The sequence below is a fragment of the Stenotrophomonas veracruzanensis genome, assembly GCF_032911525.1.
Classification (GTDB): domain Bacteria; phylum Pseudomonadota; class Gammaproteobacteria; order Xanthomonadales; family Xanthomonadaceae; genus Stenotrophomonas; species Stenotrophomonas africana.
On record NZ_JAWJTI010000027.1, the window covers coordinates 29,069 to 53,508 of the forward strand.

A 24,440-nucleotide genomic window follows, 5' to 3' on the forward strand; every position below is an offset into this window, starting at 1 on the left:
ATCCGCCCCATCTTGTATGATCGGTGATGGTTTCACGGCTGGCGGTGCGGGAAGGGCCCGCGCCGCAGCCCAAATCTTGATGGAGCGTGCATGGCCTGGAATACACCCGGCGGCAACAAGGGCGGACAAGGCCCCGAGGACAATCGACGCGGGCCCTTCGGGTCGCGCGGCGGTGGCAATGGTGGTGGCTGGGGCGGATTGCCCGGGCCGCTGAAGGACCTGTTCGACGGTGGCGTCGTGCGTTGGGTGGTGGCAGCGGTGGTATTGCTGGTGCTGTTCTCCAGCTTCCAGCTGATCGGCGAACAGCAGCGTGGCGTGGTGCTGCGCTTCGGCCAGTTCTCGCGCATCCTGCAGCCCGGCCCGAACTTCAAGCTGCCGTGGCCGATCGAATCGGTCACCAAGGTCAACGCTACTGAGATCAAGACCTTCTCGATCCAGGTGCCGGTGCTGACCCGTGACGAGAACATCGTCAACGTCTCGCTGAACGTCCAGTACCGCATCGACGATCCGCAGCAGTACCTGTTCGGCACCGTTGATGCCAACCAGGTGCTGGAGCAGTCGGCGCAGAGCGCAGTGCGCGAGGAAGTCGGCCGTGCCGACCTCAACGCCGTACTGAACAACCGTGGCCCGCTGGCCGTGGCCGCCGAGGAGCGCCTGCAGGCACTGCTGAAGGCGTTCAAGACCGGCCTGACCGTGACCGGCCTGACCCTGCAGGACGCCCGTCCGCCGGAAGAAGTGAAGCCGGCCTTCGACGAGGTCAACGGTGCCCAGCAGGTCAAGGAACGCCTGATCAACGAAGCCCAGGCCTACGCCGCCAAGGTCGTGCCGGAAGCCCGAGGCCAGGCCTCGCGTGCCCGTACCACCGCCGAAGGCTACAAGCAGGCCGTGGTGTCCAAGGCCGAGGGTGACGCGCAGCGCTTCAGCCTGTTGCAGGCCCAGTACAAGGACGCCCCGGAAGTGACTCGCAAGCGCCTGTGGCTGGAGACCGTGCAGCAGGTGCTGAGCGAGAACCGCAAGGTGATTGGTGGCGATGGCCGCCAGCTGATCTACGTGCCGATGACCGGCGACACCCGTCCCACCACGTCGGCCCCGGCCGCAGTGGCCAACCCGGACGTGGTGATGCCGTCGCTGCCGGGTGCAGCGGTGGAAGCTTCCCGTGATCCGGGCCGGCCGGTGGGCCGCCCGACCGGGCGACCGAGCGGCCGTGAGGAGGGCAGCCGATGAAGAGTCCTATCTGGATCGCCGTGATCGTGGCGGTGGTGCTGGGCCTGCTCGGCTCGGTGTACGTGGTCCGTGAGGACCAGACCGCCATGGTCCTGAACCTGGGCAAGGTGGTGCGCTCGGACATCAAGCCGGGCCTGCACTTCAAGGTGCCGGTGGTGGAAACGGTGAAGGTCTTCGACCGCCGCTTCCAGGTGCTCGACACCGCGCCGGCGCGCTACTTCACCGCCGAGCAGAAGGACGTCAGCGTCGACTTCTTCGCCATCGGCTACATCTCCAACGTAGGTGACTACTTCCGTGCCACCGGCGGCGATCCGCGCATTGCCAACGCCCGCCTGGCACCGATCATCACCGACTCGCTGCGCAACCAGATCAACTCGCGCACGCTGCAGCAGCTGGTGTCCGGCGACCGCAGCGAGCTGATCGCCGAGCAGCTGAAGGGGATAAACGAAGCGGTGGCCGGCCTCGGCATGCAGATGATCGACCTGCGCATCAAGCAGGTGGACCTGCCGACCGACAGCCAGGTGATCAACGACGTGTACGAGCGCATGCGCGCCCAGCGCAAGCAGGAAGCCGCCAAGCTGCGCGCCGAAGGCGAGGAGCAGTCGCTGACCATCCGCGCCCAGGCCGACCGTGACAGCACCGTGCTGATCGCCGAGGCCGAGCGCGATGCCCAGCGCCTGCGCGGTGAAGGCGATGCCGATGCGGCCCGCATCTACGGCAAGGCCGGCTCGGCCGATCCGGCGTTCTATGCGTTCTACCGCAGCCTGGAGGCCTACCGTGGCTCCATGACCGATGGCAACGGCGTGATCGTGCTCGACAAGAATGACCCGTTCCTGCAGTACCTGAAGAACGACCGCTGAGGTCGCAGGGCAGTACCCCACGGGGCCCGGCCAAATGCCGGGCCCCGTGCTTTTTCCGGAGTCCCCATGAAAGATCTGTTTGCCGCCGTCTGCCTGGTGGCGGTGCTGGAAGGCCTGTTCCTGTTCGTCGCGCCGTTCGCCTGGAAGCGCATGGCCGAGCGCCTGCTGGACCTGCCCAGCCCGGCCCTGCGCAGCTTCGGCGGGCTGGTGCTGCTGGCCGGCCTGAGCCTGCTGTGGTGGGTGCGGCACTGAAGGCCCGGCCCGGCCGCCTGCGTTCACATGCGTGACCCGGCTCTGGTAGATGCCAACCTGGGTTGGCATTGCCGGCCAGCGGCCGGCACGACCGGGCGGGGCGGCTGACCGGCCGGTGAAGCCGTCCGTCGGAAAGGTGGCACCCGACCCTGGAAACCCGGATAATGCACAAAAGCCGGACGGGCCTCCCCGTTCGGCTTTTTCTGTGTCTGGGCCTTCCATCGCCGGCCGCTCCCCGTTTGGAGCCGCCCTCCAGGTGCTGGCCAGCCCCGCCACGGTTTACCCGTCCGCGGCCCCGATGGCCGCAACATATGAGGAGCCCGTCATGGGTCAGTCTGTCGTAGTGCTTGGTGCCCAGTGGGGCGATGAAGGCAAGGGCAAGATCGTCGATCTGCTCACTGAGGAAATCGGCGCCGTCGTGCGCTTCCAGGGCGGCCACAATGCCGGCCACACCTTGGTCATCAACGGTAAGAAGACCGTCCTGCACCTGATCCCGTCGGGCATCCTGCGTGACGATGCGCTGTGCCTGATCGGCAACGGCGTGGTGATCTCGCCGGCCGCGCTGCAGAAGGAAATCGCCGAGCTGGAAGCCTCCGGCGTGGAAGTGCGTTCGCGCCTGAAGATCTCCCCGGCCGCGCCGCTGATCATGCCGTACCACATCGCCCTGGACCAGGCGCGCGAGCGCGCTGCCGGTGGCAAGGCAATCGGCACCACCGGCCGTGGCATCGGCCCGGCCTACGAAGACAAGGTGGCGCGCCGCGGCATCCGCATCGCCGACCTGCATTATCCGAAGCAGCTGGAAGAGCTGCTGCGCACCGCGCTGGATTACCACAACTTCGTGCTGACCAAGTATCTGAACACCGATGCGGTCGATTTCCAGAAGACCTTCGACGAAGCGCTGGCCTTCGGCGAATACGTGCAGCCGATGAAGTCCGACGTGGCCGGCATCCTGCACGACCTGCGCAAGCAGGGTAAGCGCGTGCTGTTCGAAGGCGCGCAGGGCGCACTGCTGGACATCGACCACGGCACCTACCCGTATGTCACCAGCTCCAACACCACCGTCGGTGGTGCGCTGGCGGGTGCCGGTGTCGGCGCCGATGCGATCGACTACGTGCTGGGCATCGCCAAGGCCTACGCCACGCGCGTCGGCGGCGGCCCGTTCCCGACCGAGCTGGACGATGAAATCGGCCAGGGCATCCGTGACCGCGGCGCCGAGTACGGCGCTTCGACCGGTCGTCCGCGTCGCTGCGGCTGGATGGACATCGTCGCGCTGAAGCGTGCCGTGGCCATCAACGGCATCAGCGGCCTGTGCATCACCAAGCTGGACGTGCTGGACGGCATGGAAAAGCTGAAGGTCTGCATCGCGTACGAATACAACGGCAAGCGCACCGAGTACGCGCCGCTGGACGCGCAGGGCTGGGAAGAGTGCACCCCGGTGTACCTGGAGTTCCCGGGCTGGACCGAGAACACTCACGGCATCACCAACTGGGATGACCTGCCGCCGGCCGCACGTGCCTACCTGCGTTCGCTGGAAGAACTGGCCGGTTGCCCGATCAGCATCGTTTCCACCGGCCCGGACCGCGACCACACCATGGTCCTGCAGGATCCGTTCGCCTGAGGTAGCGCCGGGCGATGCCCGGCGTAGGTGACAGGAAGAGCCCCGCGAAAGCGGGGCTTTTTCGTTTTCGATACTGTGGCGGCACAGCCGGCGGGGAAGCGCAGCGATGACGGAAACTTCGGCATGAAGGGCGAGACGGTCGTACGGGTGACCCTGTGGCTGCTGTGGAGCCTGTGGACGCTGGCCTGCATCGTGCTGGTGCTGGGCGCGCTCGCCAATTACCTGGCTTCGCGCACGCAGACCCTGCCGTTGGTGCTGCAGCCGGGCGCGACCGCCGAGATCACGGTGTACCGCTTCATCGACGACCCGCTGCGACTGCGCCTGCGCTATGCGGATGACAGCGCCGATCCGGCGGTCGATCCCGAGCTGCGCCTGCGCGCGGACACCCCGACCGATCGCACCGAGTTCCGCGCGGACAGCCGCTCGGCGACGACCGGTCCAGAGATCCACCGCGCACTGGAATCGGTCGAGCGAGACAGGTTCGCCGCCTCGTACTTCGGCTACGGCCGCGGTGATGCACTGCCGCGTGGCCGTTCCTCGCTGCGGCTGACCGTGCTGGAGGTCGACCCGGCGCTGGCCGGCCGTGCGGCCTCGGTGGACCTGCTGCCGCCGATGGACGTGCTGAAGCTGACCGACCTGGACTACCTGTGGCTGTGGCCGTTCTTTTTCTGGAAGGTGGCGGCCTTGTTCCTGCTGATTCCCGGTGCTGCCCTGGCGGCATTCACCATCACTTTGCGACGCTGGCAGCGTCGGGCGTCGAAGCAGCCGATTCCAGCAACGGATACGGATTGATCGATTCCCCCTTCCACCACTGCTTCTCCGGCCCCAGCACGTGCACTTCAAAGTGCAGATGCGGAGCCTCGGCACTGGCGTTGCCGGTGCTGCCGACATAGCCGATGACGTCTCCGCGCTTGATCACCTGCTTCTCCGCCAGGCCATCGGCGTAGCGCTGCAGATGCGCGTAGTAGTAGCACCAGCGGCCACTGGGCTCGAACTGGTAGATCGTCAAGCCACCGCGTTCGCTGTCGAACAGTTTTTCCACGGTGCCATCGGCCACCGCCAGCACCGGCGTGCCGGCGGTGGTCATGATGTCGATGGCATCGTGCACGCGGCCCTCGCTGCGTGCATCGGTGAACGTGTCGCGCAGCTGGGACGCCTGGATGCCCTGCACCGGCAGCAGCAGACCGGTTGGCGCATCGGTGGCGTTGGACGGCGGCGCGGCCGTGGGAGCCGGGCCGTCCACGCGCGGCGTTGCAGCCGCAGCCACCGCAGGTTGCACTGCGGGCTGGGCAACCGCCACCGGCTCACCTGCATCGCGGTGCAGCCACCAGCCTGCACTCAGCCCCAGCAGAACGCCCAGTACGATCAGCTGCGAAAGACGCATCGGCTCACTCCTGCATCACCACGGGTACCGAGGTATCCACCGCATCGGCCACACGCAGCGCATCCCAGTTGGTCATGCGCACGCAGCCATGCGACTCGGTCTTGCCGACATGGCCGGGCTCGGGCGTGCCATGCAGGCCGTAGTGTGGCTTGGACAGGTCGATCCAGACCCGGCCGACCGGATTGTTCGGGCCCGGCGGCAGTGTCGCCTTCTTTTCACCTTTTCGGGCATCCCAGAACAGCTTCGGGTTGTAGTGGAACGGCGGGTCGCGGTACACACCCAGGATCTTCCATTCGCCGATCGGCAACGGGTCGTGCTGGCTGCCGGACGACACCGGCACCTGCGCGATCACCTTGCCCTGCGCATCCAGCAGCTGCAGGGTGGAGTCGGATTTATCGACCACGATCTTCGTCGCCTTCGGCAATGCCGCCGGTGCGATGTTGGGCACCTGGATGTGGCTGCCCGCCTTGGCCAGATCAATACCCGGATTGAGCACCTTCAGCAGCTCAGGGGAAGTATGGAAGCGCTCGCCCAGTGCTTCTTCAACATTGCCGTAGCCCAGCGATTTCAGCTTGGCCTGGGCAGCGGGCCCTTTGGGAATTGCCTCGAACGGACCGGCGACATCCTCGGCGGTCAGCGTGTAACCGGCCAGCGGCCCGACCGTCTCGGCCTGCAGGGCCTTCCACGTGGCGTCATCCAGTTCACCCGTTACCGTCAGCCCACGCGCCGCCTGGAAACCCGACACTGCGCGCCGCTGGTTGCTGCCCACTTCGCCGTCGATCTGGCCGGGAGAGAAATTCGCGCGATCCAGCAGCACCTGGGCGTGCAGGGCAGATCGTGGTGCGGTGTCCGGTCCTGCCTTCTCGGCAATGGGGGCAGGCAGTCCAGGCGGCGGCGCCTGCGCGAACGCAGGCGATGCCAGGAGCGACAAAGCGAGCAGGGCGGATCGGGACACAAGTAAAGGCATTGGGATCTCCAGCAGATGGCGCCACAACCTTGCCTGCAGCCCGCGCAGAGCCACCGTGAAAGCGATCTGACGCCCGCATGAGCAGCCATGCCCGTAGCAGACCGATCCCGGGCGTAGATGCCGCCGGGCCGGAGTCTCACCAAGGTGAACGGTGCCCGACGCCATCGATGAGCGGCGATCAAGATTGCCTGCCAGGCCGCCGATAAGGGCGCATCCCCCCGTTTTGGATACCCCCATGAACTACTTGAGGAACGTCAGGGTTGCCTGGCGTCTTGGGCTGGGCTTTGGCCTGTTGCTGCTGCTGGTTGCCGCTGTGGTGGCCACCGGTGCCACCGCCAGTGTCGTGCAGAAGCGCGCGATGCAGCAGGTGGTCGATGTCAGCGTGGCCAAGGTGCGCCTGTTGTCGCAGATGCTCGATGCCAACAACCAGATGATGGTGGTGCGCCGCGAAATGCTGATCCGCCAGGGCGAAGACCGTGGCAGCGACGAGAAGCGCATCGCCGGCCTGGTCAAGCGCTATGAGGCCAGCTGGACTGCCTACCAGGCGTTGCCCAGCGACGCCCAGGGCAAGGCCATTGCCGAAACCATCGCGGCCAAGCGTGCCATCGCGCGTCCGCTCAACAAGCAGACCAGCGAACTGATGGAGCAGGGCGACTACCCGGGCGCCGTGGCGCTGACCCTGGGCCCGGTACAGGAAGCGGCCAATGGCTGGAACAAGGCGCTGTCGGACGGTGTGGACTTCGAAGAGAAGGAAAGCCGCGATGCGGCCGCCGAGGCGATCCGCCTGGGCGAGCGCAGCCTGCTGCAGTTGCTGGTGCTGGGTGGTGTTGCACTGCTGGTCGGTATCGGTGCCTCGGTGATGATCGGCCGCAGCCTGACCGGTCCGCTGGCGCGCGCGGTGAACCTGGCCGAACGCCTGTCCAAGGGACAGCTGGACCAGGAGTTCCGCCTCGGCGGCCGCGATGAGCTGACCCAGCTGGGTGAAGCCATGGCCAGCGTCCGCCAGAGCGTGCAGGCGGCGATCGGCGCGCAGCTGCAGATGGCCGAACAGCACGAGGCCGGTGCGATCCGCTATCGCATGGACGCCAGCGCCTTCCCCGGTGATTTCGGCCGCATGGTGCAGGCCACCAACAGCCTGGTCGAATCGCACGTGGAGGTGGAACTGCTGATGGCCGAGGTGATGCAGCGCTACGCCATCGGTGACCTCAGCCGCGACCTGCCGGATTACCCGGGCGAGAAGGGCACGCTGACCCGCACCCTGGCCGCGGTGAAGCAGAGCCTGATGGCGATCAACGCGCAGATCGATGAACTGGCCCGTGCCGCCCGTGCCGGTGACTTCAGCATGCGCGGCGACGCCGCCGTGTTCCAGTACCAGTTCAAGGCGATGGTCGAGCACCTCAACGGCATGATGGCCAGTTCGCAGGCCAGCATCGCCGATGTTTCCGACGTGCTGCGCGCGATCTCGCACGGCGACCTGACCGCACGCATGGATGGCGAGTACGACGGCGTGTTCGCGCGCATGCGCGACGACGCCAACACCACCACCGCCCAGCTGACCGGCATCGTGCGTGGCATCCAGGTAGCCGCTGACAGCATCAACAACGCGGCGCAGGAGCTGGCGGCCGGCAACAACGACCTGTCGCGCCGTACCGAGCAGCAGGCGGCCAATCTGGAAGAAGCCGCCGCATCGATGGAGGAACTGACCTCCACCGTGCGTCAGAACGCCGAGCTGGCGCGCCAGGCTGACAGTGAAGCGCATGCCGCCGGTGCCGCCGTGCGCGAGACCGAACAGGCGATGGCACAGATGGCGTCGGTCATGGGTGAGATCGATCAGTCCTCGGCACGCATCTCGGAAATCTCCACGGTGATCGACGGCATCGCGTTCCAGACCAACATCCTGGCACTGAATGCTGCGGTGGAAGCCGCACGTGCAGGCGAGCAGGGGCGCGGTTTCGCCGTGGTCGCCAGCGAGGTACGCACGCTCGCACAGCGTGCCGGTGTCGCCGCCAAGGAGATCAAGGAGCTGATCGAAGACGCTGCTGCCAAGGTGAAGAGTGGCCTGGCGGTGACCGTTGAATCGGAAGCCGCGATCGCGCGCGTGGCCCAGGCCAGTTCGCGCACCACCCAGCTGATGAGCGACATCGCAGCGGCCAGCAGGGAACAGGCCGCCGGCATCGAGCAGGTCAACCAGGTGGTGGTGCAGATGGACCAGGTGACCCAGCAGAACGCCGCCCTGGTGGAAGAAGCCACCGCGGCCAGCCGCGCGCTGGAGGAGCAGGCGCATGCGCTGACCACGTCGGTGTCGGTGTTCCAGCTGGAGCAGGGTGCGCGCAAGTCCATCGTGCCTGCGCGCGCGGCGTAAGCCAACGGCGGCGCGATGTTGGATGGCGCTCTGCATGCGATGACCCGCATGCAGGGCGTCGATGCACGCAACGGTTGAGTGCCGCTAGCGCCCGCGCGCAGAACGCTCGATCAACCAACCTGCCGCGTACAGCAACAGCAGTGTTGGCGGTACCAGCACCGCATACGCGGTCGACCAGGGTTTGCCGTACAACAGGCTGCCTGCGCCGATGGCATCAAGCGCGGCAGACTGCAGGGTGATGGGGAGCGCCATCAGGATGTAGGTCCCCTTCGGGTCCGCATCCGACTGCGCGCCGTGAACCAGCCATGCGGTCAACAGCAGGTAGACCACGCAAAGCGCAAGTCCAGTCCAGCTCAGCAAGCGCTGCACTTTCATCCGCACGCCTCCGTTCAACGGACGTCGAAGCGAGCCTGCAGAGGCAGGCTCACATTCCGCAGCAGATCCCTGACCACCACCTGCGCAGTCCACGTGCCTTTCGGATCACTGGCCTCGGCCACGAACTTCAGGTGCAGGTTGGTCATGTACAACAGGGTTGGCGGGCCGGGCAGGGCAGCGGTGAAACAGGGAACATCGCGTTCGTCGATGCTGGTACTGCCGTCCGGGCGCAGCATGCGCAGATCGCAGTGCACCTTGGGTACGCGGTTCTCATCCAGTTGCGGGTTGGACAGGAATGTCAGCAGGAACAATTCACCGCCCGGGTGGACTTCGTCGGCCTGGGTAAAACCTGGAGTGGTCTCTGGTGGGGTTTCCCACTTGGCCCGCCAGTCGGCATCGGAGGTGACCAGCAGCGATGCCGCAAAGCCACCGCTGGATTTCATGGCATCGGTCTCCGGCATTGCCTTGCCGTCCCCGCTTATCCAGCCATCGCTGGCGGAGCTGTTCAGTGGCAGCATCATGGCCATCATGGCCATCATGGCCAGCGCGTAGGTCCATCGTATCAGAGGCTCTCCTTGGCAGCCGCGTCCCGCGGCAGAGCGGGGAGTATCGCTCAACCTTGACCGGCAAAGCAGCAGGATAGCGGGAGCAGAGGTACCGTTGTCTGCCGATGTGGGCGATGCTTGCCAACAAAGGAGGTGGCATGGGAATCAGGGGCGAGGAAAAACCGGACTGTGATTCAGGATCGGCCGCGCCCCAGGACGTGCTGATGCTGCCCGGCCTGGATGGTTCCGGCTGTCTGTCGACCCCGTTTCTGTCAGCACTTCAGGCCCATGGGCTGACGACGCAGGCGATCACGCTGCCTGCGCAGGGAGGGCAGGATCACGCCACGCTTGCTCAACGGCTGTGGTCGCAGCTGCCGGGCCATCCCTTCATCCTGCTTGCCGAGTCCTTCTCGGGCCCGTTGGCGATTGAACTGGCCGCGCGACAGCCCGGCGGGCTGCGTGGACTGGTGCTTGCCGCGACCTTCGCGCGTCGGCCGGTGCCATTGCCGGCAGCCAGCGCAGCCCTGCTGACGCCGGCCTGGCCTCTGCCTCCCGTGGCGTTGCTGGCGCGCCTGCTGCTGGGGCGGTGGCGCACCCGCGAGCACCTGTCGATGCTGCGCGATGCGCTGGCCCGGATTCCGGCGGCCACATTGCGGCAACGCGCCGCAGCGACCCTGCGGGTCGACGTACGCGCATTGCTGCCGGCAATCGAAGTGCCGACGCTGTGCCTGCACGCGTGCCATGACCGCCTGCTGTGGCCACCCAGCGTGGCCGAGCTGCAGGCCCTGTTGCCCGAGGCCCGCCATGTGTCGTTGGAGGCGCCACACCTGCTGCTGCAGGCGCGCGCCGACGCAGCTGCAGCCGAAGTCGCCGCGTGGATGAGGACGCTGTCACCCTGATCGAAGGACTCAGCCGTGCGAGCGGGTACGCGCAGCCTTCTTCGCCGCCGCCTTGCGCACGGTCTTCTTTGCCGCACGTGTCTTGGCCGCCTTCTTCGCGGCAGCACTGCGCGAGGCGGCTGTACCGGCTTTCTTGACCGCTGTCTTCTTTGCGGCCTTCTTTGTGGCTGTCTTGCGAGCCGGTGCCTTCTTTGCCGCCGCTTTCTCTGCCGTCGCCTTCTTCGCAGGTGCCTTCTTCGCAGGTGCTTTCTTTGCCGCCGTCGTCCTGGTCGTGGCCTTCTTTGTGGCCGACTTCCTGGCAGGCGCCTTCTTGGCAGCCTTCTTGCTGGTCGCCTTCTTCGTGCCCTTGCGTGCGCTGCCGGCGCGCTTGCCGCCGCCGTCCTGCTTGTTCACGGTGGCCCAGGCAATGCGTTCGGCCGTTCCTTCGCTGGCGCCGCGATCACGCTCGCTTTCCTCGATGTGCTCGGCCTGGCGCTTCTGTTTCTCGGTATATGCGGATTTGTCACCACGGGGCATGACAGTTCTCCTGTTGTTGTAGTCAGGCCAGCAGGCGCAGCTTGGGTTCACGCGCCCATTGGCGGGTGGCGGCGACTGCCAGGAAGGCCTTGGCGTCTTCTGCTTCGACGATGCCGGCATCGTTGCCGACCCGTGCCGCCTTCAGCAGCGCCTGGCCACCGGCATCGCTGGCGATGGCCTTCAGGTGCGCCCACGCCTGGCTGACGAATTCGACGGCTGCACTTTCTTTCGACAAGGCCTTCGCGGCTTCAAGGCTGAGCACCACGGCGACCGCATCGAACACGGCCGACGGGGTGCCCGCCAGCTGCCCATCCGCCGCCTGCAGCGCGCCATCGCTGAGCGTGGCACCCCCCACTTTGGGGGCGACCAGCTTCACGTCTGCACCTGCTTTCCTGGCTGCCTTGCTCAGGTTGGCAATGATGCGGGCGTCGGAGCCTTCATCGAACAGGATGCCGACGCAACGACCCTGCAGGGTGGGCTTGTTACGCCCGATCACGCGCACCTCGGGAGCGGCCGGCATGTCCCGCACCGGGGTAGCGGTTGGCGCGGGGTCGGGCAGTGCAGGCAGAGCCAGGCCATCGGCCACGCGCTGCGCCAGTGAGTCATCGATGTTGCGCAGGTGGCTGACGGTGCGTACCCGTACCTTCAGCGTTTCCACCTTGGACAACTCGAACACCAGCGCCGAGGCCAGGTGCGCCTGCTCCGGCTTTTCAAGGCTGCGGAAGAACATGCGGGCCTGGCTGTAGTGGTCGGCAAAACTCTCCGCACGGGTACGGCCCTTGCGGCCGTCGTCGGCACTGGCGTGACTGCGGAAGCCGCTGGGCGTCTCGCGCGGTGTGTCTTCCTGCAGCGAACTGGGGTCGTAGGCCACCCGGCCCTTGGGAACCTGCATCTGCATATGCCCGTCGCGCTGGTGATTGGCAAACGGGCACTTGGGTGCATTCACCGGGATCTGGTGGAAGTTCGGGCCACCGAGGCGCAGCAGCTGTGTGTCCAGGTAAGAGAACAGGCGCCCCTGCAGCAGCGGATCGTTGCTGAAGTCGATACCCGGTGGCACGTTGGCCGGGCAGAAGGCCACCTGCTCCGTTTCGGCGAAGAAGTTATCCGGCCAGCGGTCCAGCACCATGCGCCCGATGACCTGCAACGGTACCAGCGATTCGGGAATGATCTTGGTCGGGTCCAGGTGATCGAACGGGAACGCGTCAGCCTCATCTTCGGTGAACAGCTGCACCGCCAGTTCCCATTCGGGGAAATCGCCGCGCTGGATCGCCTCGAACAGGTCACGGCGATGGAAGTCGTTGTCGGCCGACTGCAGCTTCAGCGCTTCGTCCCAGACCGTTGACTGGATACCCAGCTTCGGCCGCCAGTGGAACTTGACGAAGGTCGATTCGCCCGCCTCGTTCAACAGGCGGAAACTGTGCACGCCGAAGCCTTCGATCATGCGCAGCGAGCGCGGGATGGCGCGGTCACTCATTGCCCACATGATCATGTGCATTGATTCGGGCATGAGCGAAATGAAGTCCCAGAACGTGTCGTGGGCCGACGCGGCCTGCGGAAAGGCGCGGTCCGGTTCCATCTTCACCGCGTGCACCAGGTCCGGGAACTTCATCGCGTCCTGGATGAAGAACACCGGGATGTTGTTGCCAACCAGATCCCAGTTGCCCTCCTTGGTGTAGAACTTGACCGCAAAGCCACGCACGTCGCGCGGGGTATCCACCGAGCCTGCGCCACCGGCCACGGTCGAAAAGCGGGTGAATACCGGCGTCTTCACGCCGACCTCGGTCAGGATGCGTGCGCGGGTATGGGCTGCCAGTGATCGGGTCAGCTCGAAGTACCCGTGTGCTGCGCTGCCACGTGCGTGCACGATGCGCTCGGGAATGCGTTCGTGATCGAAGTGGGTGATCTTCTCGCGGAGAATGAAGTCCTCCAGCAGCGTGGGCCCCCGAGGTCCCTGCCGCAGGGAGTTCTGGTTGTCCGCCACCGGGATGCCCTGGTCGGTGGTCATCGCCGGATGGCTGCCCCCAGCCTGCTGGTGGAGTTCATCGCCATCGCCCCGGCGGTGGTTTTCGGCAGGGGTGGGTGCGCGCTTCCCGGTCGGCTTGCTGGCGGCCATTGACGTTGGCTCCGGATCATCAAAAAGGAACCACGACACTGGAACCAGCCCCGTTAAACCCAGGTCCGGCAAAGGTGAACGTACAGGCAAAAGCAGGCTCGGGTATGCTTGCGCCATGCGAGTCGAGCCTGCCGACATCGAAGCCCTGTTCGACGCCATCCCGGATGTGCTGTTCTTCATCAAGGACCTTCAGGGGCGTTACACCCACGTCAACCAGACCATGCTGCGGCGGCTGGGCCTGCGCGCCCGCAAGGACGTGATCGGGCGTACCGCGGCGGAGATCTACCCGACCGGGCTGAGCGCCGACTACGTCGATCAGGACGCCCGCGTGCTGTCCGGTGAGGTGATCGAGAACCTGATGGAGCTGCACCTGTTCGCCAACCGCGAACCGGGCTGGTGCCTGACCTGCAAGCGCCCACTGGTGGTCGATGGGGCCATCGAGGGGCTGATCGGCATTTCCCGCGACCTTGGCCAGAAGGACAGCCTGGGCACCCAGTACGAGCAGTTGCGGCTGGCCCTGGCCCACCTCAATGCGCACTACGCCGAGAACGTGCGCATGCAGACCCTGCTGGACATCACCGGCTTCTCGCTGTCCAAGCTGGAGCGCAGTTTCCGCAAGGTGTTCCAGATGACCCCGCAGCAGGTGCTGACCCGGCTGCGGATCCAGATGGCCATGCACCTGCTGCATGGCGACGACAGCATCGCCTGCATCGGCCAGGCCTGCGGTTTCAGCGACCAGAGCGCCTTCACCCGCAAGTTCAAGGCTGAAACCGGTTTCTCGCCGCGCGCCTATCGCGCCCGTATCGGCGGCAACGTCGGCGAGCCCGCACTGGCCTGAGCCGCCTGCTGCGCTGTGCCTATCCCCGCGGGCATGGGACAGGGTAAGGTGTCGCCCCTGTAGCCCGCCGCCAGCCCTGCCGATGCCCAACTCGATTCCGACTGCTTCGCCGTCCCGCCTCGGACATTCGCTCAAGCCCCGCCAGCTGATCATGATGGGCCTGGGCAGCGCCATCGGCGCTGGCCTGTTCCTCGGCTCGGGCGTGGGTGTGCAGGCGGCCGGCCCGGCGGTGCTGGTGTCGTATCTGGTGGCCGGCGCGCTGGTGATCATCGTGATGAACGCACTGGGCGAGATGGCGGCGGCCAAACCGACCAGCGGCGCGTTTTCGGTGTACGCGGCCGACGCCATGGGCGCGACCGCCGGCGCCACCGTAGGCTGGCTGTGGTGGGTGCAGCTGGTGATCGTGATCGCCGCCGAAGCGGTAGGCGCGGCCGGGCTGTTGGCCACGGTCTGGCCGGCGGTGCCGGTGCCGATGGCAGCGTTGGCCTTCATGCTGTTCTTCACCGCGATCAACCTGCTTGGGGTGAAGAACTTCGGCGAGTTCGAATTCTGGTTCGCCATCCTCAAGGTGGCGGCGATCCTGGCGTTCATCGCCATCGGTGTGGCGCTGCTGATGGGTTGGCTCCCGCAGGTGACCTCGCCGGGGCTGAGCAACTTCACCGAGCATGGTGGCTTCGCCCCGAAGGGTCTGGCGGGTATTGGCGCTGCACTGCTGGTTGTCGTTTTTGCCTTCGGTGGCACCGAGATCGTGGCCGTTGCGGCGGCGGAGACCGAAGACCCGGAACGCAGCATCGCCCGTGCCATCCGCACCGTGGCGTGGCGCATCCTGGTGTTCTACATCGGCTCGCTGAGCGTGATCATCGCAGTGGTGCCGTGGACCAGCGAAGCGCTGAAGTCGCCATTCGCCGCCGTGCTGGACATCGCGCGCATTCCGGGCGCCGGCACCGCCATCACCCTGATCGCTGTGATCGCGCTGCTGTCGGCGCTCAATGCCAACCTCTACGGCGCCTCGCGCATGATGTATTCGCTGGCGCAGCGACGTGAAGCCCCGGCCGTGCTGGGCTGGACCGATCCGCGCCAGGTGCCGGTCATCGCCGTGCTGGCCAGCGTCCTGTTCGGTTTCGCTGCCACCGTGATGGAACTGCTGTTCCCGGACCGGGTGCTGCCGGTGCTGCTGAACATCGTCGGTTCCACCTGCCTGCTGGTGTGGACGCTGTCGCTGGTCTCACAGCTGGTACTGCGCCGCCGCGCGGATCGCCTGGGTACCCGGCTGCCGTTCCGCATGGCGGGCTTCCCGTGGCTGACCGTGTGCGCGCTGGCGATCCTGGCGCTGATCTTCGGCCTGCTGCTGAGCGAGTCGCACACCCGCCTGCAGTTCCTGTCGATGGTGGCGCTGACCGCCACTATCGCCGCCAGCAGCGCCATCGCAAGGCGCATGCGCGAGGCGTAATTCTGTAGAGCCGACCCTACGGTCGGCTGCTGTTTGCGCGGTCGCCAGCCGAGCATGGGCTCGGCTCTACAACAGGCACACACTCCGCGTGGCACTGTGCAGGCAGGCCGTCATCGGCCCGTCGACCAGGAGTACCGCATGCTGCGCAGCCGTCCCTTCCTGATGTTCACCGGCCAGGCCGAGGCCGCGCTGGCCCTGTACGCCGAGGCCTTCGCCGATTTCCGCCTGCTGGCAATGCAGCGCCATCCGGATGGCGCCGGTGCCGGCGTGCCCGGGCAGGTCCGCCAGGCCATCTTCCTGCTGGGCGGCACCCACTACCTGTGCTTCGACAGCCTGGACGTGCACGACTTCACCTTCAGCCCGTCGATCTCGCTGTTCGTCGAGTGCTCCGGCGCCGAACAGTTCGAGCGTGCCGCGCGTGTGCTGGGCGAGGGCGGCCACTGGCTGATGCCGGTGGGCGACTACGACTTCAGCAACCGCTACGGCTGGGTGCAGGATCGCTTCGGGGTGTCGTGGCAGTTGAGCCTGGGGCAGATGCCGGACCCGTGACCGGAATGTTGTGGGTGTGGCCTTGGTCCGCACACCCTCATGAAAACGGCCCGCTTGCGCGGGCCGTTCTCTTTACCGATGCAGCGAGGAATCAAGCCTCGACTTCATCATCCTTGTAGGCATCGACCGGGATGCAGGCGCACATCACGTTCTTGTCGCCGTACACGTTGTCGACACGCGCCACCGGCGGCCAGTACTTGCTCTGCTTCAGGCTGGCCAGCGGGAAGGCGGCCAGTTCGCGCGGGTAGGCGTGGGTCCACTCGCTGGCGGTCACTGCGGTGGCAGTATGCGGCGCGTTCTTCAGCGGGTTGTCCTCGCGGTCCAGGCGGCCGTCTTCGATCGCGATGATCTCCTCGCGGATCTGGATCATTGCGTCGATGAAGCGATCCAGCTCGTGCAGCGATTCGCTCTCGGTCGGTTCGACCATCAGCGTGCCGGCCACCGGGAAGCTCAGGGTCGGGGCATGGAAGCCGAAGTCGATCAGGCGCTTGGCCACGTCTTCGGCGCCGATGCCGCTGGTCTTCTCCAGCGGGCGCACGTCGAGGATGCACTCGTGCGCCACCAGGCCGTTGCGGCCGGTGTACAGGGTCTTGAAGTGCGGGGCCAGGCGCTTGGCGATGTAGTTGGCGTTGAGCTGCGCAACCTGAGTGGCCTTGCGCAGGCCGTCGCGGCCCATCATCGCGATGTACATCCAGCTGATCGGCAGGATCGAGGCGCTGCCGAAGCTGGCCGCGCTGACCATGCCGACCGGGCCGTTGTCCCCCAGCTTGCCCGGCAGGAACGGCGCCAGGTGCTCCTTGACCGCGCACGGACCGACGCCCGGGCCGCCACCGCCGTGCGGGATGCAGAAGGTCTTGTGCAGGTTCAGGTGCGAAACGTCCGAACCCCACTTGCCCGGCTTGGCCACGCCAACCAGGGCGTTCATGTTGGCACCGTCGGTGTACACCTGGCCGCCGTGCTTGTGGATGATTTCGCAGATCTCCACCACCTCTTCCTCGAACACGCCGTGCGTGGACGGGTAGGTCATCATGATCGCGGCCAGGCGGTCGCTGTACTTCTCGGCGTTGAGGCGGATGTCCTCGACATCGACGTTGCCGTTGGCATCGGTCTTGGTCACCACCACCTTCATGCCGCACATCTGTGCCGAGGCCGGGTTGGTGCCGTGCGCCGAGTCCGGAATCAGGCAGATGTCGCGATGTTCCTCACCGCGCGAGCGGTGGTAGGCACGGATCGCCAGCAGGCCGGCGTACTCGCCCTGCGCGCCGGAGTTCGGCTGCAGGCTCACCGCGTCGTAGCCTGTGCATTCCACCAGCATCGCTTCCAGCGTGTCGATCAGTTCCTTGTAGCCCAGCGCCTGGTCGGCCGGCACCAGCGGGTGGATCTGCGAGAACTCCGGCCAGGTCACCGGAATCATCTCGGCGGTGGCATTGAGCTTCATGGTGCACGAGCCCAGCGGGATCATCGTGCGGTCCATCGCCAGGTCCTTGTCGGCCAGCGAGCGCAGGTAGCGCAGCAGCTCGTGCTCGCTGTGGTGGGTGTTGAACACGGGGTGGGTGAGGAACGCGGACTGGCGCAGCAGGCCGGCCGGCAGCGCGTCGGCGGTGCTTGCATCCAGCGCGTCGACGTCGGCCTGCGCGCCGAACACGGCAGCCAGCGCGACCACGTCGGCGCGGGTGGCGGTCTCGTCCAGGCTGATGCCGACCGAGTCGCTGTCGATCGCGCGCAGGTTGTAACCGGCGGCGCGCGCCTTGGCATGGATTTCATCGGCATGCACGCCGGTGACGTGCAGGGTGTCGAAGAAGTCGCCACCGACCTGCACGCCGGCGTTGCGCAGCGCGGCGGCCAGGATCGAGGCCAGGCGGTGGGTGCGGCGGGCGATGCGGGTCAGGCCTTCCGGGCCGTGGTACACGGCGTACATCGAGGCCATCACGGCCAGCAGGACCTGCGCGGTACAGATGTTGGAGGTGGCCTTCTCGCGGCGGATGTGCTGCTCGCGGGTCTGCAGGGTGAGGCGGTAGGCCGGGTTGCCCTGGGCGTCGATCGAGACGCCGATCAGGCGGCCCGGCATCGAGCGCTTGTAGGCGTCACGGCAGGCCATGAAGGCCGCGTGCGGGCCGCCGAAGCCGAACGGCACGCCGAAACGCTGGCTGTTGCCGACCACGATGTCCGCGCCCCATTCGCCTGGGGCGGCCAGCAGGGTCAGTGCCAGCAGGTCGGTGGCCACGGCTACCAGGCCGCCACGTGCGTGCACGGCATCGACCAGCGCCTTGTAGTCGCCCACCTGGCCGAAGGTATCCGGGTACTGCAGCAGCAGGCCGAACGCTTCCGCTTCCAGTGCTTCAGCCGGGGTGCCGACGCGCAGCACGATGCCCATGGGCTCGGCGCGCGTGCGCAGCAGCTCCAGCGTCTGCGGGTGCACGGCGTCGTGCACGAAGAAGGTGTCCGATTTCGACTTGGCCGAACGCTTGGCCAGGGTCATCGCTTCAGCGGCGGCAGTGGCTTCGTCCAGCAGCGAGGCGTTGGCGATTTCCATGCCGGTCAGGTCGGCGCACAGGGTCTGGAAGTTGATCAGCGCTTCCATGCGGCCCTGCGAGATTTCCGCCTGGTACGGCGTGTAGGCGGTGTACCAGGCCGGGTTTTCCAGGATGTTGCGCAGGATCACGTTCGGCGTGTGGGTGCCGTAGTAGCCCTGGCCGATGAAGCTGCGCAGCACGGTGTTCTTGTCGGCGATCGCACGGATCTTCGCCAGCGCCTGTACTTCGGTCATCGACTCCGGCAGCGCCAGCGGCGCCGGCGACTTGATCTTGGCCGGTACGATGGCATCGGTCATGCCATCCAGCGACGCGTGGCCGACGACATCGAGCATCTGCGCGATCTCGGCGTCGTTGGGGCCGATGTGGCGCTCGACGAACGCGTTGTGGTGCTCGAGCTCACGCAGGGAAGGGGTGTTCTGGGACATGGCGAAGGATCCGTCAGGAAAGGGCACACGCACGGGCACAAGCCGCCGGTCGGCGGTCTGCGGGGCGCCCCTCTGTCCTTTTGCCTGAGAGTTTAAAAGTGCGGCGGACCGCAGCTTCGTGCCCCTTCGGCGCCGGATCGAACCGGTCTCTCCAGAGTTCTGTTACGGGTGGTATCGGGCCTGAGCGATTACGGGCGTTGCGCCTTCGGCAGCGGTGTTCCGCTTCTCCCACCGTGTTGCCTGCTGATTATAGCCCGTTGCGGGCCCGCCGGCCGCCTCCAGCCATGGCCGCCGCGCCTGAATGGACGGTGGCCCGGCCGTGCGTTTTGTGCAGTGCTGCATGGCATCGGGCGCAATCCCCACCTATCATGGGCGGATACCCGAATTCATCTGGCGCCGTCCCTGCAGAAGGGGACCGGCGCCCGCCGTGCGTGCCGCGCATGGCCCTGCCGGACGCCTTCCCCATGACCGCCGCTGTTGCTCCTTCCACCCGTCGCATGGCCCTGCTGCTCGCTGGCCTGGCCATGTTCGGTCCGTTCTCGATCGACACGATCTTCCCGGCGTTCCCGCAGCTGGCCCAGCGCTTGGCGGTGGACGAGGTGGCGGTGCAGCAGACCATCAGCGTGTACCTGCTGTTCTACGGCCTGATGAGCCTGGCGCACGGTCCGCTGTCTGACGCCTGGGGCCGCAAGCGGGTGATCCTCGGTGGCCTGGTGGTGTTCGTCGGCGCTTCGGTCGGCTGCGCGCTGTCCACCGATCTGACCACGCTGCTGGCGTTCCGTGCGCTGCAGGGCCTGTCGGCAGGTGTCGGCATGATCGTCGGCCGCGCGGTGATCCGCGACCTGTACCACGGCCACGACGCGCAGCGCCTGATGAGCCAGGTGTCGATGCTGTTCGGCATCGCCCCGGCCATCGCACCGATCATCGGTGGCTGGATCCTGCTCAGCGGTGCCGGCTGGCCGCTGATTTTCTGGTTCCTGGTGGTGTTCGCGCTGGTCCTGCTCGCAGCCACCGCGCGCTATCTGCCGGAGACCCATCCGGTCGAAGCACGCGTGCCGTTGTCGCCGCGCACGCTGATGCGTGATTACGTGCGCATCGGCTTCAACCCGCGCTTCCTGCGCCTGGCGCTGGCCGGCAGCATCGGCTTCGGTGGCATCTTCCTGTACATCTCCTCGGCGCCGGTGTTCGTGATGCAGCACCTGCATCTGGGCGAGGGCGGCTTCGCCTGGCTGTTCATTCCCACCATCGGCGGCATGACCACCGGCTCGTTCCTGTCCGGGCGCATGGCCGGCCACACCACGCCGACGCGGCAGGTCGCCATCGGTTTCGGCCTGTGTGCGCTGTCGGTGCTGCTGAATGTCGGCTATGTGGCGCTGTCGCCGCAGTTCGTGCTGCCGTGGGCGGTGCTGCCGATCTTCCTGGGCGGCATGGGCATGGCACTGATCTTCCCGATCCTGGCGCTGGCGGTGCTGGACATGTACCCGCACCAGCGCGGCCTGGCCTCGTCGCTGCAGGCCTTCGTGCAGCTGATGATCAGCACGGTGGTGGCCGGCGTGGTGTCGCCGCTGCTGAGCGCCAGCCCGCTGCACCTGGCGCTGGGCCAGGCTGCGTTCTTCGGCGCCGGCTTCGTGTTCTGGTACTGGGAACACCAGCGTGAACGCGCGGCACAGGCGGCCTGCACGGGCCATTGAGCAGCGCGCAGGGGTAGGGCCGGCCGCAATGCCCGCAACGCTTGCGACGAGGAACGACCGGACTAGGCTGGGCACTCCAGCCAGCCGGTGCGTGGATGCACGACAGCCAGCCAATCCGATGCCGTTGCATGAGGTTTCCCCATGGCTGCGCAGCAGACCTACCGCCTGTTCGAGGTGGCGCTGAAGGAGCGCCGCGTTCTTTCCCCTTCCCTGGACCGCATGGTGTTCACCGGTGCCGACGTGGCGCGGATGAAGACTGAAGGCCCGGACCAGCGCATCAAGGTGTTCTTCCCCTTGCCCGGCCAGGAGGTGCCGCAGGTCCCCAGCGGTGACGACTGGTACCCGCGCTACCGGGCCCTGCCGGACGACCAGCGCCCGCCAATGCGTACCTACACCATCCGCCAGTTGCGGGCCGAGCAGGGCGAGGTCGACGTCGATTTCGTGCTGCATGGCGAGACCGGGCCGGCCTCGCGCTGGGCCATCCACGCGCGGCCGGGCGACCGCGTCGTGCTGCTGGCCCCTGACGCCGAATGTGCCGGGAGCAGCGAGGGCTGGGAGTGGAAGCCACCGGCCGGTGTCGGCCAGGTGCTGCTGGTGGCCGATGAAACCGCGTTGCCTGCGGTGGCCGGCATCCTTGAGGAACTGTCAGCCATGGTCGACCCACCGCGCACGCTGGCGCTGCTGGAGGTGGCGCAGGCCGGTGATGCGGTGCACCTGAAGGCGCCCTCCAGCGCCGAGCTGGTCTGGCTGCCGCGCGGGCAGGCCGCCTACGGGCAGCGGTTGCTGCAGGCAGCCCAGGCGCGGTTGGCAGCGGCCTCGGGCGTGGCTGCCGGCGATGCGCTGGAGGAGATCGACGTCGATACGCAGATCCTCTGGGAACAGGCCGATACCCGCGTGGCCGGGCCCCTGTATGCCTGGGTGGCGGGCGAAGCGGGGGCGGTGATGGCGATCCGCCGCCACCTGGTGCGCGATTGCGGGCTGGACCGCCGCGCGATCACCTTCATGGGCTACTGGCGGCAGGGCAAGGTGCTGGACTGACCGGACTGGATCGAGCACGCGTGAAGCAGCGCTGCGGGCGGGGTGCGCTATCCTTGCGCCCCCCTTCGCAGCGGTACCGCACCATGTCCACCAGCTCCAAGACCCGCCGCGACCAGCGCCGTCGCCAGGAAAAGCAGGCCGCCAACAAGGCCGCTGCGCAGGCTTCGCCGGTGGAACCGCATGCCGAACTGCGCGACGCGCAGCGCACCCTGCTGGCTGGTGTAGTGCGCCGTGACGGCGAATGGGTGCTGGGCATGGACGGCCGCATCGCGGGCCACAGCGAGAGCGCTGCGCAGGTGCTGGCGCTGATCATGCAGGCCGGTGAGCTGCACGAACGCAAGGGCACGCCGGTGCGCCTGATGTACTCCGATGCACTGCGTGATGCCGCACAGGCCGAAGCAAAGGAGAAGGGCCAGACCTTCGAGGAGTTCAAGGCCGAGCTGGCCGCGGCGATGGCGGCGAAGAAGAACAGCTGATCGCGCCCAATATGTAGAGCCGAGCCATGCTCGGCTTGCCGTACGCAGCATGGTGGAAATGCAGCCGAGCATGGCTCGGCTCTACAACAAGGAGAAGGGGCGGATCCTCGCGGACCCGCCCCTTTTCTCATTTCGCCACCGGGGCCGCGTTGGCCTGCCAGCCGCACATCTGGCCTTCGTTCTGCTGCTTCAGCCACTCGTTGACCGGCGTGAAGTACTCGATCATCGGGCCGGCATCGAGCTTGTCGGTGCCGGTCAGCTCCTTCAGCGTGGCCTGCCACGGCTGGCTGGCACCCTTGCTCAGCATCGCCCAGTACTTCTGGCCGGCTTCCTTGTTGCCGTAGAAGGTGCACTCATGCAGCGGGCCCTTGTAGCCGGACGCGTCGCACAGGCCCTTGTAGAACTGGAACTGCAGGATGCGCGCCAGGAAGTAGCGGGTGTACGGGGTGTTGCCCGGCACGTGGTACTTCGCGCCCGGATCGAAGAATTCTTCACCACGGGTGCTGGCCGGGGCTACGCCCTGGTACTTGGCCTTCAGGTCCCACCACGCCTTGTTGTAGTTGTCGGCGGTGATCGAGCCATCGAACACGCCCCAGCGCCAGCGGTCGATCATCAGCCCGAACGGCAGGAACGACACGCCCGACAGCGCCATGCGCATCTGGTTGTTGATGACTGCTTCGCGGCTTTCGGTCGGTGCATCGACCAGGCCGATCGAGCTGAGGTACTTGGGCGTCATCGCCAGCACGATGGTGTCGCCGATCGCTTCATGGAAACCATCGTTGGCACCGCCCTGGAACAGCGGCGGCAGCGGGTTGTAGGCCAGGTCGTAATAGATGTGGCCCAGCTCGTGGTAGATGGTGGTGAAGTTTTCTTCGTTCGGCTTGATGCACATCTTGGTGCGCACGTCGCCTTCCATGTTCATGTCCCAGGCGCTGGCGTGGCAGACCACGTCGCGGTCGTCAGGCTTGATGAACTGGGTTTTTTCCCAGTACGACTGCGGCAGCGACGGCATGCCCAGCGACACGTAGAAGTCCTGCGCACGCTCGGTCATCTGCCTGGCGGTACGCAGTTCGGCTTCACGCTGCGCCTTGTACTGGGCGGCCACGTTGGCGTCCTTGCCGGCCTTGGCCAGCGCCGCGCTCAGGTTGGTCTGGTACTGCTTTTCCAGCGCTGCGGTGATGTCCAGGCTGCCGGCGCCCGGATACGGTTCCAGCTGGTCCCACAGATTCGACCAGTCCTGCTGCCACATGTTGCCCAGCAGGTGCGCGGCGATCAGGCCGTTGCCCACTTCGGCCTTGTCCTTGCCGTAGGTCTTGTCCAGCTTGCCGCGTGCGTAGCAGTGCAGCTGCTCGTACATCGGCTTGACCTGTTCCCACAGGCGGTCGGTTTCCGGGCCGATCTGCTCCGGCGGCATGTCGTAGCCGCTGCGCCACATCTGGCCGGCATCGGTGAAGCCCATGCCCTTGGCGCCTTCGTTCACCAGGCCGACGAACTTCTGGTAGTCGCCGCGCATGCTCTTGGTGGTGCTGTGCCAGCCCTGCCAGGCATCGAGCTGCTTGTCGTAATCGCGGCTGCGCGCCAGTACCTGCTCCAACTCGCCCAGCTGGCGGCAGGAGTTCGGATCGTTGGCGTCGGTGCAGTACTTGCCGGCACCGTAGCTGCCTTCCATGCGGGTGGCGATCTGGGTCAGTTCGGCCAGCTTGGCCGGGTCGCGCGGTGCCGGCATCGATGACATCAGCTTCAGCAGGTGGATCGCGCGCTTGCTGTCCTCACTCATCGGCTTGCCGTCGAACTTGGCGGCCTGTTCGATCCAGCTGTTGAGCTGGGTCAGCGAGCGTTCGTTGGCTTTGGCTGCGATGCGTTCGGAATCACTGTTGATGTAGGTGGAGGACAGCCATTGCGCCGAGGTCATCTCCGGGTAGGCGGCCTTGAATTCGGCATTGATGCGGGCCACGAACTGGTCGGCGGTTTCGCCGGCCGGGGCGCTGCTGCTGGCGGTATCGGTGCCTGGCGCAGCTTCCTTCTTGCAGGCGGCCAGGGCCAGCGTGGCGACGGCGATTGCCGAGGCCAGCAGGAGATGACGGTGTTTCACGGGCGGTCCTTGGGTGGTGAACGACGGCCGAAGGCTAGTGGGCCGTCGCCGCCACCGCAAGTGGCGGAAGTCGGCCGGGCGGCGCCCGGCACCCGCAGAGGCCAGAGCACAAGCAACGGCAACCGCCGAAGCAACCGCAACAGCGGGGTATCCGTGGGATGGCGCGGCGGTGTGGGCTTGCAGGACACGCCGTAAACCCATCCATGGGGGCTCGATGGCGCCATCCATGGCG

At 66.6% G+C, this 24,440-nt stretch carries 21 protein-coding genes and 1 riboswitch; of the genes, 13 read left to right on the forward strand and 8 right to left on the reverse strand.

What is annotated here, in order from left to right:
* Positions 1–90: 90 nt before the first annotated feature.
* The 5 genes from hflK (at position 91) to R1H25_RS15150 (ending at position 4,746) form a co-directional block, all read left to right on the forward strand.
* A complete protein-coding gene (hflK, locus tag R1H25_RS15130; protein WP_317223997.1) occupies positions 91–1,224 on the forward strand; it encodes an FtsH protease activity modulator HflK in 1,134 nt (377 codons plus the stop codon).
* The gene (locus R1H25_RS15135) at positions 1,221–2,084 is read left to right on the forward strand and encodes a protease modulator HflC (protein ID WP_317223998.1); all 864 of its coding nucleotides are present in this window, start codon (positions 1,221–1,223) and stop codon (positions 2,082–2,084) included. The genes hflK and R1H25_RS15135 overlap by 4 nt, the downstream gene beginning before the upstream one ends.
* A 66-nt stretch (positions 2,085–2,150) precedes the next feature.
* On the forward strand, positions 2,151–2,336 hold the full coding sequence (locus R1H25_RS15140; RefSeq protein WP_005414170.1) for a DUF2065 family protein: 186 nt from the start codon (positions 2,151–2,153) through the stop codon (positions 2,334–2,336).
* A 325-nt stretch (positions 2,337–2,661) separates the two neighbouring features.
* A complete protein-coding gene (locus R1H25_RS15145; RefSeq protein WP_049444708.1) occupies positions 2,662–3,954 on the forward strand; it encodes an adenylosuccinate synthase in 1,293 nt (430 codons plus the stop codon).
* Between the two features lie 123 nt (positions 3,955–4,077).
* Complete coding sequence (locus R1H25_RS15150; protein WP_262238597.1) at positions 4,078–4,746, forward strand: hypothetical protein; 669 nt, start codon at positions 4,078–4,080, stop codon at positions 4,744–4,746.
* Here the strand turns inward: R1H25_RS15150 and R1H25_RS15155 are convergent.
* Both R1H25_RS15155 and R1H25_RS15160 read right to left on the reverse strand, forming a co-directional pair.
* Positions 4,682–5,338: a M23 family metallopeptidase gene (locus R1H25_RS15155; RefSeq protein WP_317223999.1), complete on the reverse strand. Its 657-nt coding sequence runs from the start codon at positions 5,336–5,338 to the stop codon at positions 4,682–4,684. The two genes, R1H25_RS15150 and R1H25_RS15155, sit on opposite strands and share 65 nt — an antisense overlap.
* Before the next feature lie 4 nt (positions 5,339–5,342).
* Positions 5,343–6,305 (reverse strand): L,D-transpeptidase family protein, encoded by a 963-nt coding sequence (locus R1H25_RS15160; protein WP_317224000.1) that lies wholly within the window; start codon positions 6,303–6,305, stop codon positions 5,343–5,345.
* A gap of 235 nt (positions 6,306–6,540) precedes the next feature.
* On the opposite strand from R1H25_RS15160, the gene R1H25_RS15165 reads away from it, so the two are divergent.
* Entirely contained in the window at positions 6,541–8,667 is a 2,127-nt protein-coding gene (locus R1H25_RS15165; protein WP_317224001.1) for a methyl-accepting chemotaxis protein, read from the forward strand.
* A gap of 84 nt (positions 8,668–8,751) precedes the next feature.
* Here the strand turns inward: R1H25_RS15165 and R1H25_RS15170 are convergent, their stop codons facing one another.
* Together R1H25_RS15170 and R1H25_RS15175 are read right to left on the reverse strand one after the other, a co-directional pair.
* Positions 8,752–8,997 (reverse strand): hypothetical protein, encoded by a 246-nt coding sequence (locus tag R1H25_RS15170; RefSeq protein ID WP_373695568.1) that lies wholly within the window; start codon positions 8,995–8,997, stop codon positions 8,752–8,754.
* 59 nt (positions 8,998–9,056) lie between these two features.
* The gene (locus tag R1H25_RS15175; RefSeq protein WP_317224003.1) at positions 9,057–9,560 is read right to left on the reverse strand and encodes a hypothetical protein; all 504 of its coding nucleotides are present in this window, start codon (positions 9,558–9,560) and stop codon (positions 9,057–9,059) included.
* A gap of 185 nt (positions 9,561–9,745) precedes the next feature.
* Here R1H25_RS15175 and R1H25_RS15180 point away from each other — a divergent pair, with 185 nt between their 5' ends.
* Positions 9,746–10,486 (forward strand): serine aminopeptidase domain-containing protein, encoded by a 741-nt coding sequence (locus tag R1H25_RS15180; protein ID WP_317224004.1) that lies wholly within the window; start codon positions 9,746–9,748, stop codon positions 10,484–10,486.
* Between the two features lie 9 nt (positions 10,487–10,495).
* Here R1H25_RS15180 and R1H25_RS15185 read toward each other — a convergent pair whose 3' ends face one another.
* Both R1H25_RS15185 and R1H25_RS15190 read right to left on the reverse strand, forming a co-directional pair.
* Entirely contained in the window at positions 10,496–11,002 is a 507-nt protein-coding gene (locus tag R1H25_RS15185; RefSeq protein WP_317224009.1) for a hypothetical protein, read from the reverse strand.
* A gap of 22 nt (positions 11,003–11,024) precedes the next feature.
* Positions 11,025–13,115, reverse strand: a complete 2,091-nt coding sequence (locus tag R1H25_RS15190) for a catalase (RefSeq protein ID WP_317224005.1) — start codon at positions 13,113–13,115, stop codon at positions 11,025–11,027.
* Positions 13,116–13,230: 115 nt separating this feature from the next.
* On the opposite strand from R1H25_RS15190, the gene R1H25_RS15195 reads away from it, so the two are divergent.
* From R1H25_RS15195 to R1H25_RS15205, 3 genes are all read left to right on the forward strand, one after another.
* Complete coding sequence (locus tag R1H25_RS15195) at positions 13,231–13,953, forward strand: AraC family transcriptional regulator (protein ID WP_032127825.1); 723 nt, start codon at positions 13,231–13,233, stop codon at positions 13,951–13,953.
* A gap of 82 nt (positions 13,954–14,035) precedes the next feature.
* Complete coding sequence (locus R1H25_RS15200) at positions 14,036–15,403, forward strand: amino acid permease (RefSeq protein ID WP_154349481.1); 1,368 nt, start codon at positions 14,036–14,038, stop codon at positions 15,401–15,403.
* A 138-nt stretch (positions 15,404–15,541) separates the two neighbouring features.
* A complete protein-coding gene (locus R1H25_RS15205) occupies positions 15,542–15,952 on the forward strand; it encodes a VOC family protein (protein ID WP_005410627.1) in 411 nt (136 codons plus the stop codon).
* Between the two features lie 91 nt (positions 15,953–16,043).
* Here the strand turns inward: R1H25_RS15205 and gcvP are convergent, their stop codons facing one another.
* Positions 16,044–18,911, reverse strand: a complete 2,868-nt coding sequence (gene gcvP / locus R1H25_RS15210; protein ID WP_317224006.1) for an aminomethyl-transferring glycine dehydrogenase — start codon at positions 18,909–18,911, stop codon at positions 16,044–16,046.
* Between the two features lie 62 nt (positions 18,912–18,973).
* Positions 18,974–19,076, reverse strand: a riboswitch (glycine riboswitch).
* A gap of 299 nt (positions 19,077–19,375) precedes the next feature.
* Here gcvP and R1H25_RS15215 point away from each other — a divergent pair.
* The 3 genes from R1H25_RS15215 (at position 19,376) to R1H25_RS15225 (ending at position 22,116) form a co-directional block, all read left to right on the forward strand.
* Positions 19,376–20,602, forward strand: a complete 1,227-nt coding sequence (locus R1H25_RS15215; RefSeq protein ID WP_057499887.1) for a multidrug effflux MFS transporter — start codon at positions 19,376–19,378, stop codon at positions 20,600–20,602.
* Positions 20,603–20,743: 141 nt separating this feature from the next.
* Positions 20,744–21,640, forward strand: coding sequence for a siderophore-interacting protein (locus R1H25_RS15220; RefSeq protein WP_317224007.1), 897 nt, complete (start codon positions 20,744–20,746; stop codon positions 21,638–21,640).
* 83 nt (positions 21,641–21,723) lie between these two features.
* Positions 21,724–22,116: a hypothetical protein gene (locus R1H25_RS15225; protein ID WP_014038106.1), complete on the forward strand. Its 393-nt coding sequence runs from the start codon at positions 21,724–21,726 to the stop codon at positions 22,114–22,116.
* Between the two features lie 127 nt (positions 22,117–22,243).
* Here R1H25_RS15225 and R1H25_RS15230 read toward each other — a convergent pair whose 3' ends face one another.
* On the reverse strand, positions 22,244–24,208 hold the full coding sequence (locus tag R1H25_RS15230; RefSeq protein WP_317224008.1) for a M2 family metallopeptidase: 1,965 nt from the start codon (positions 24,206–24,208) through the stop codon (positions 22,244–22,246).
* Positions 24,209–24,440 lie beyond the last annotated feature (232 nt).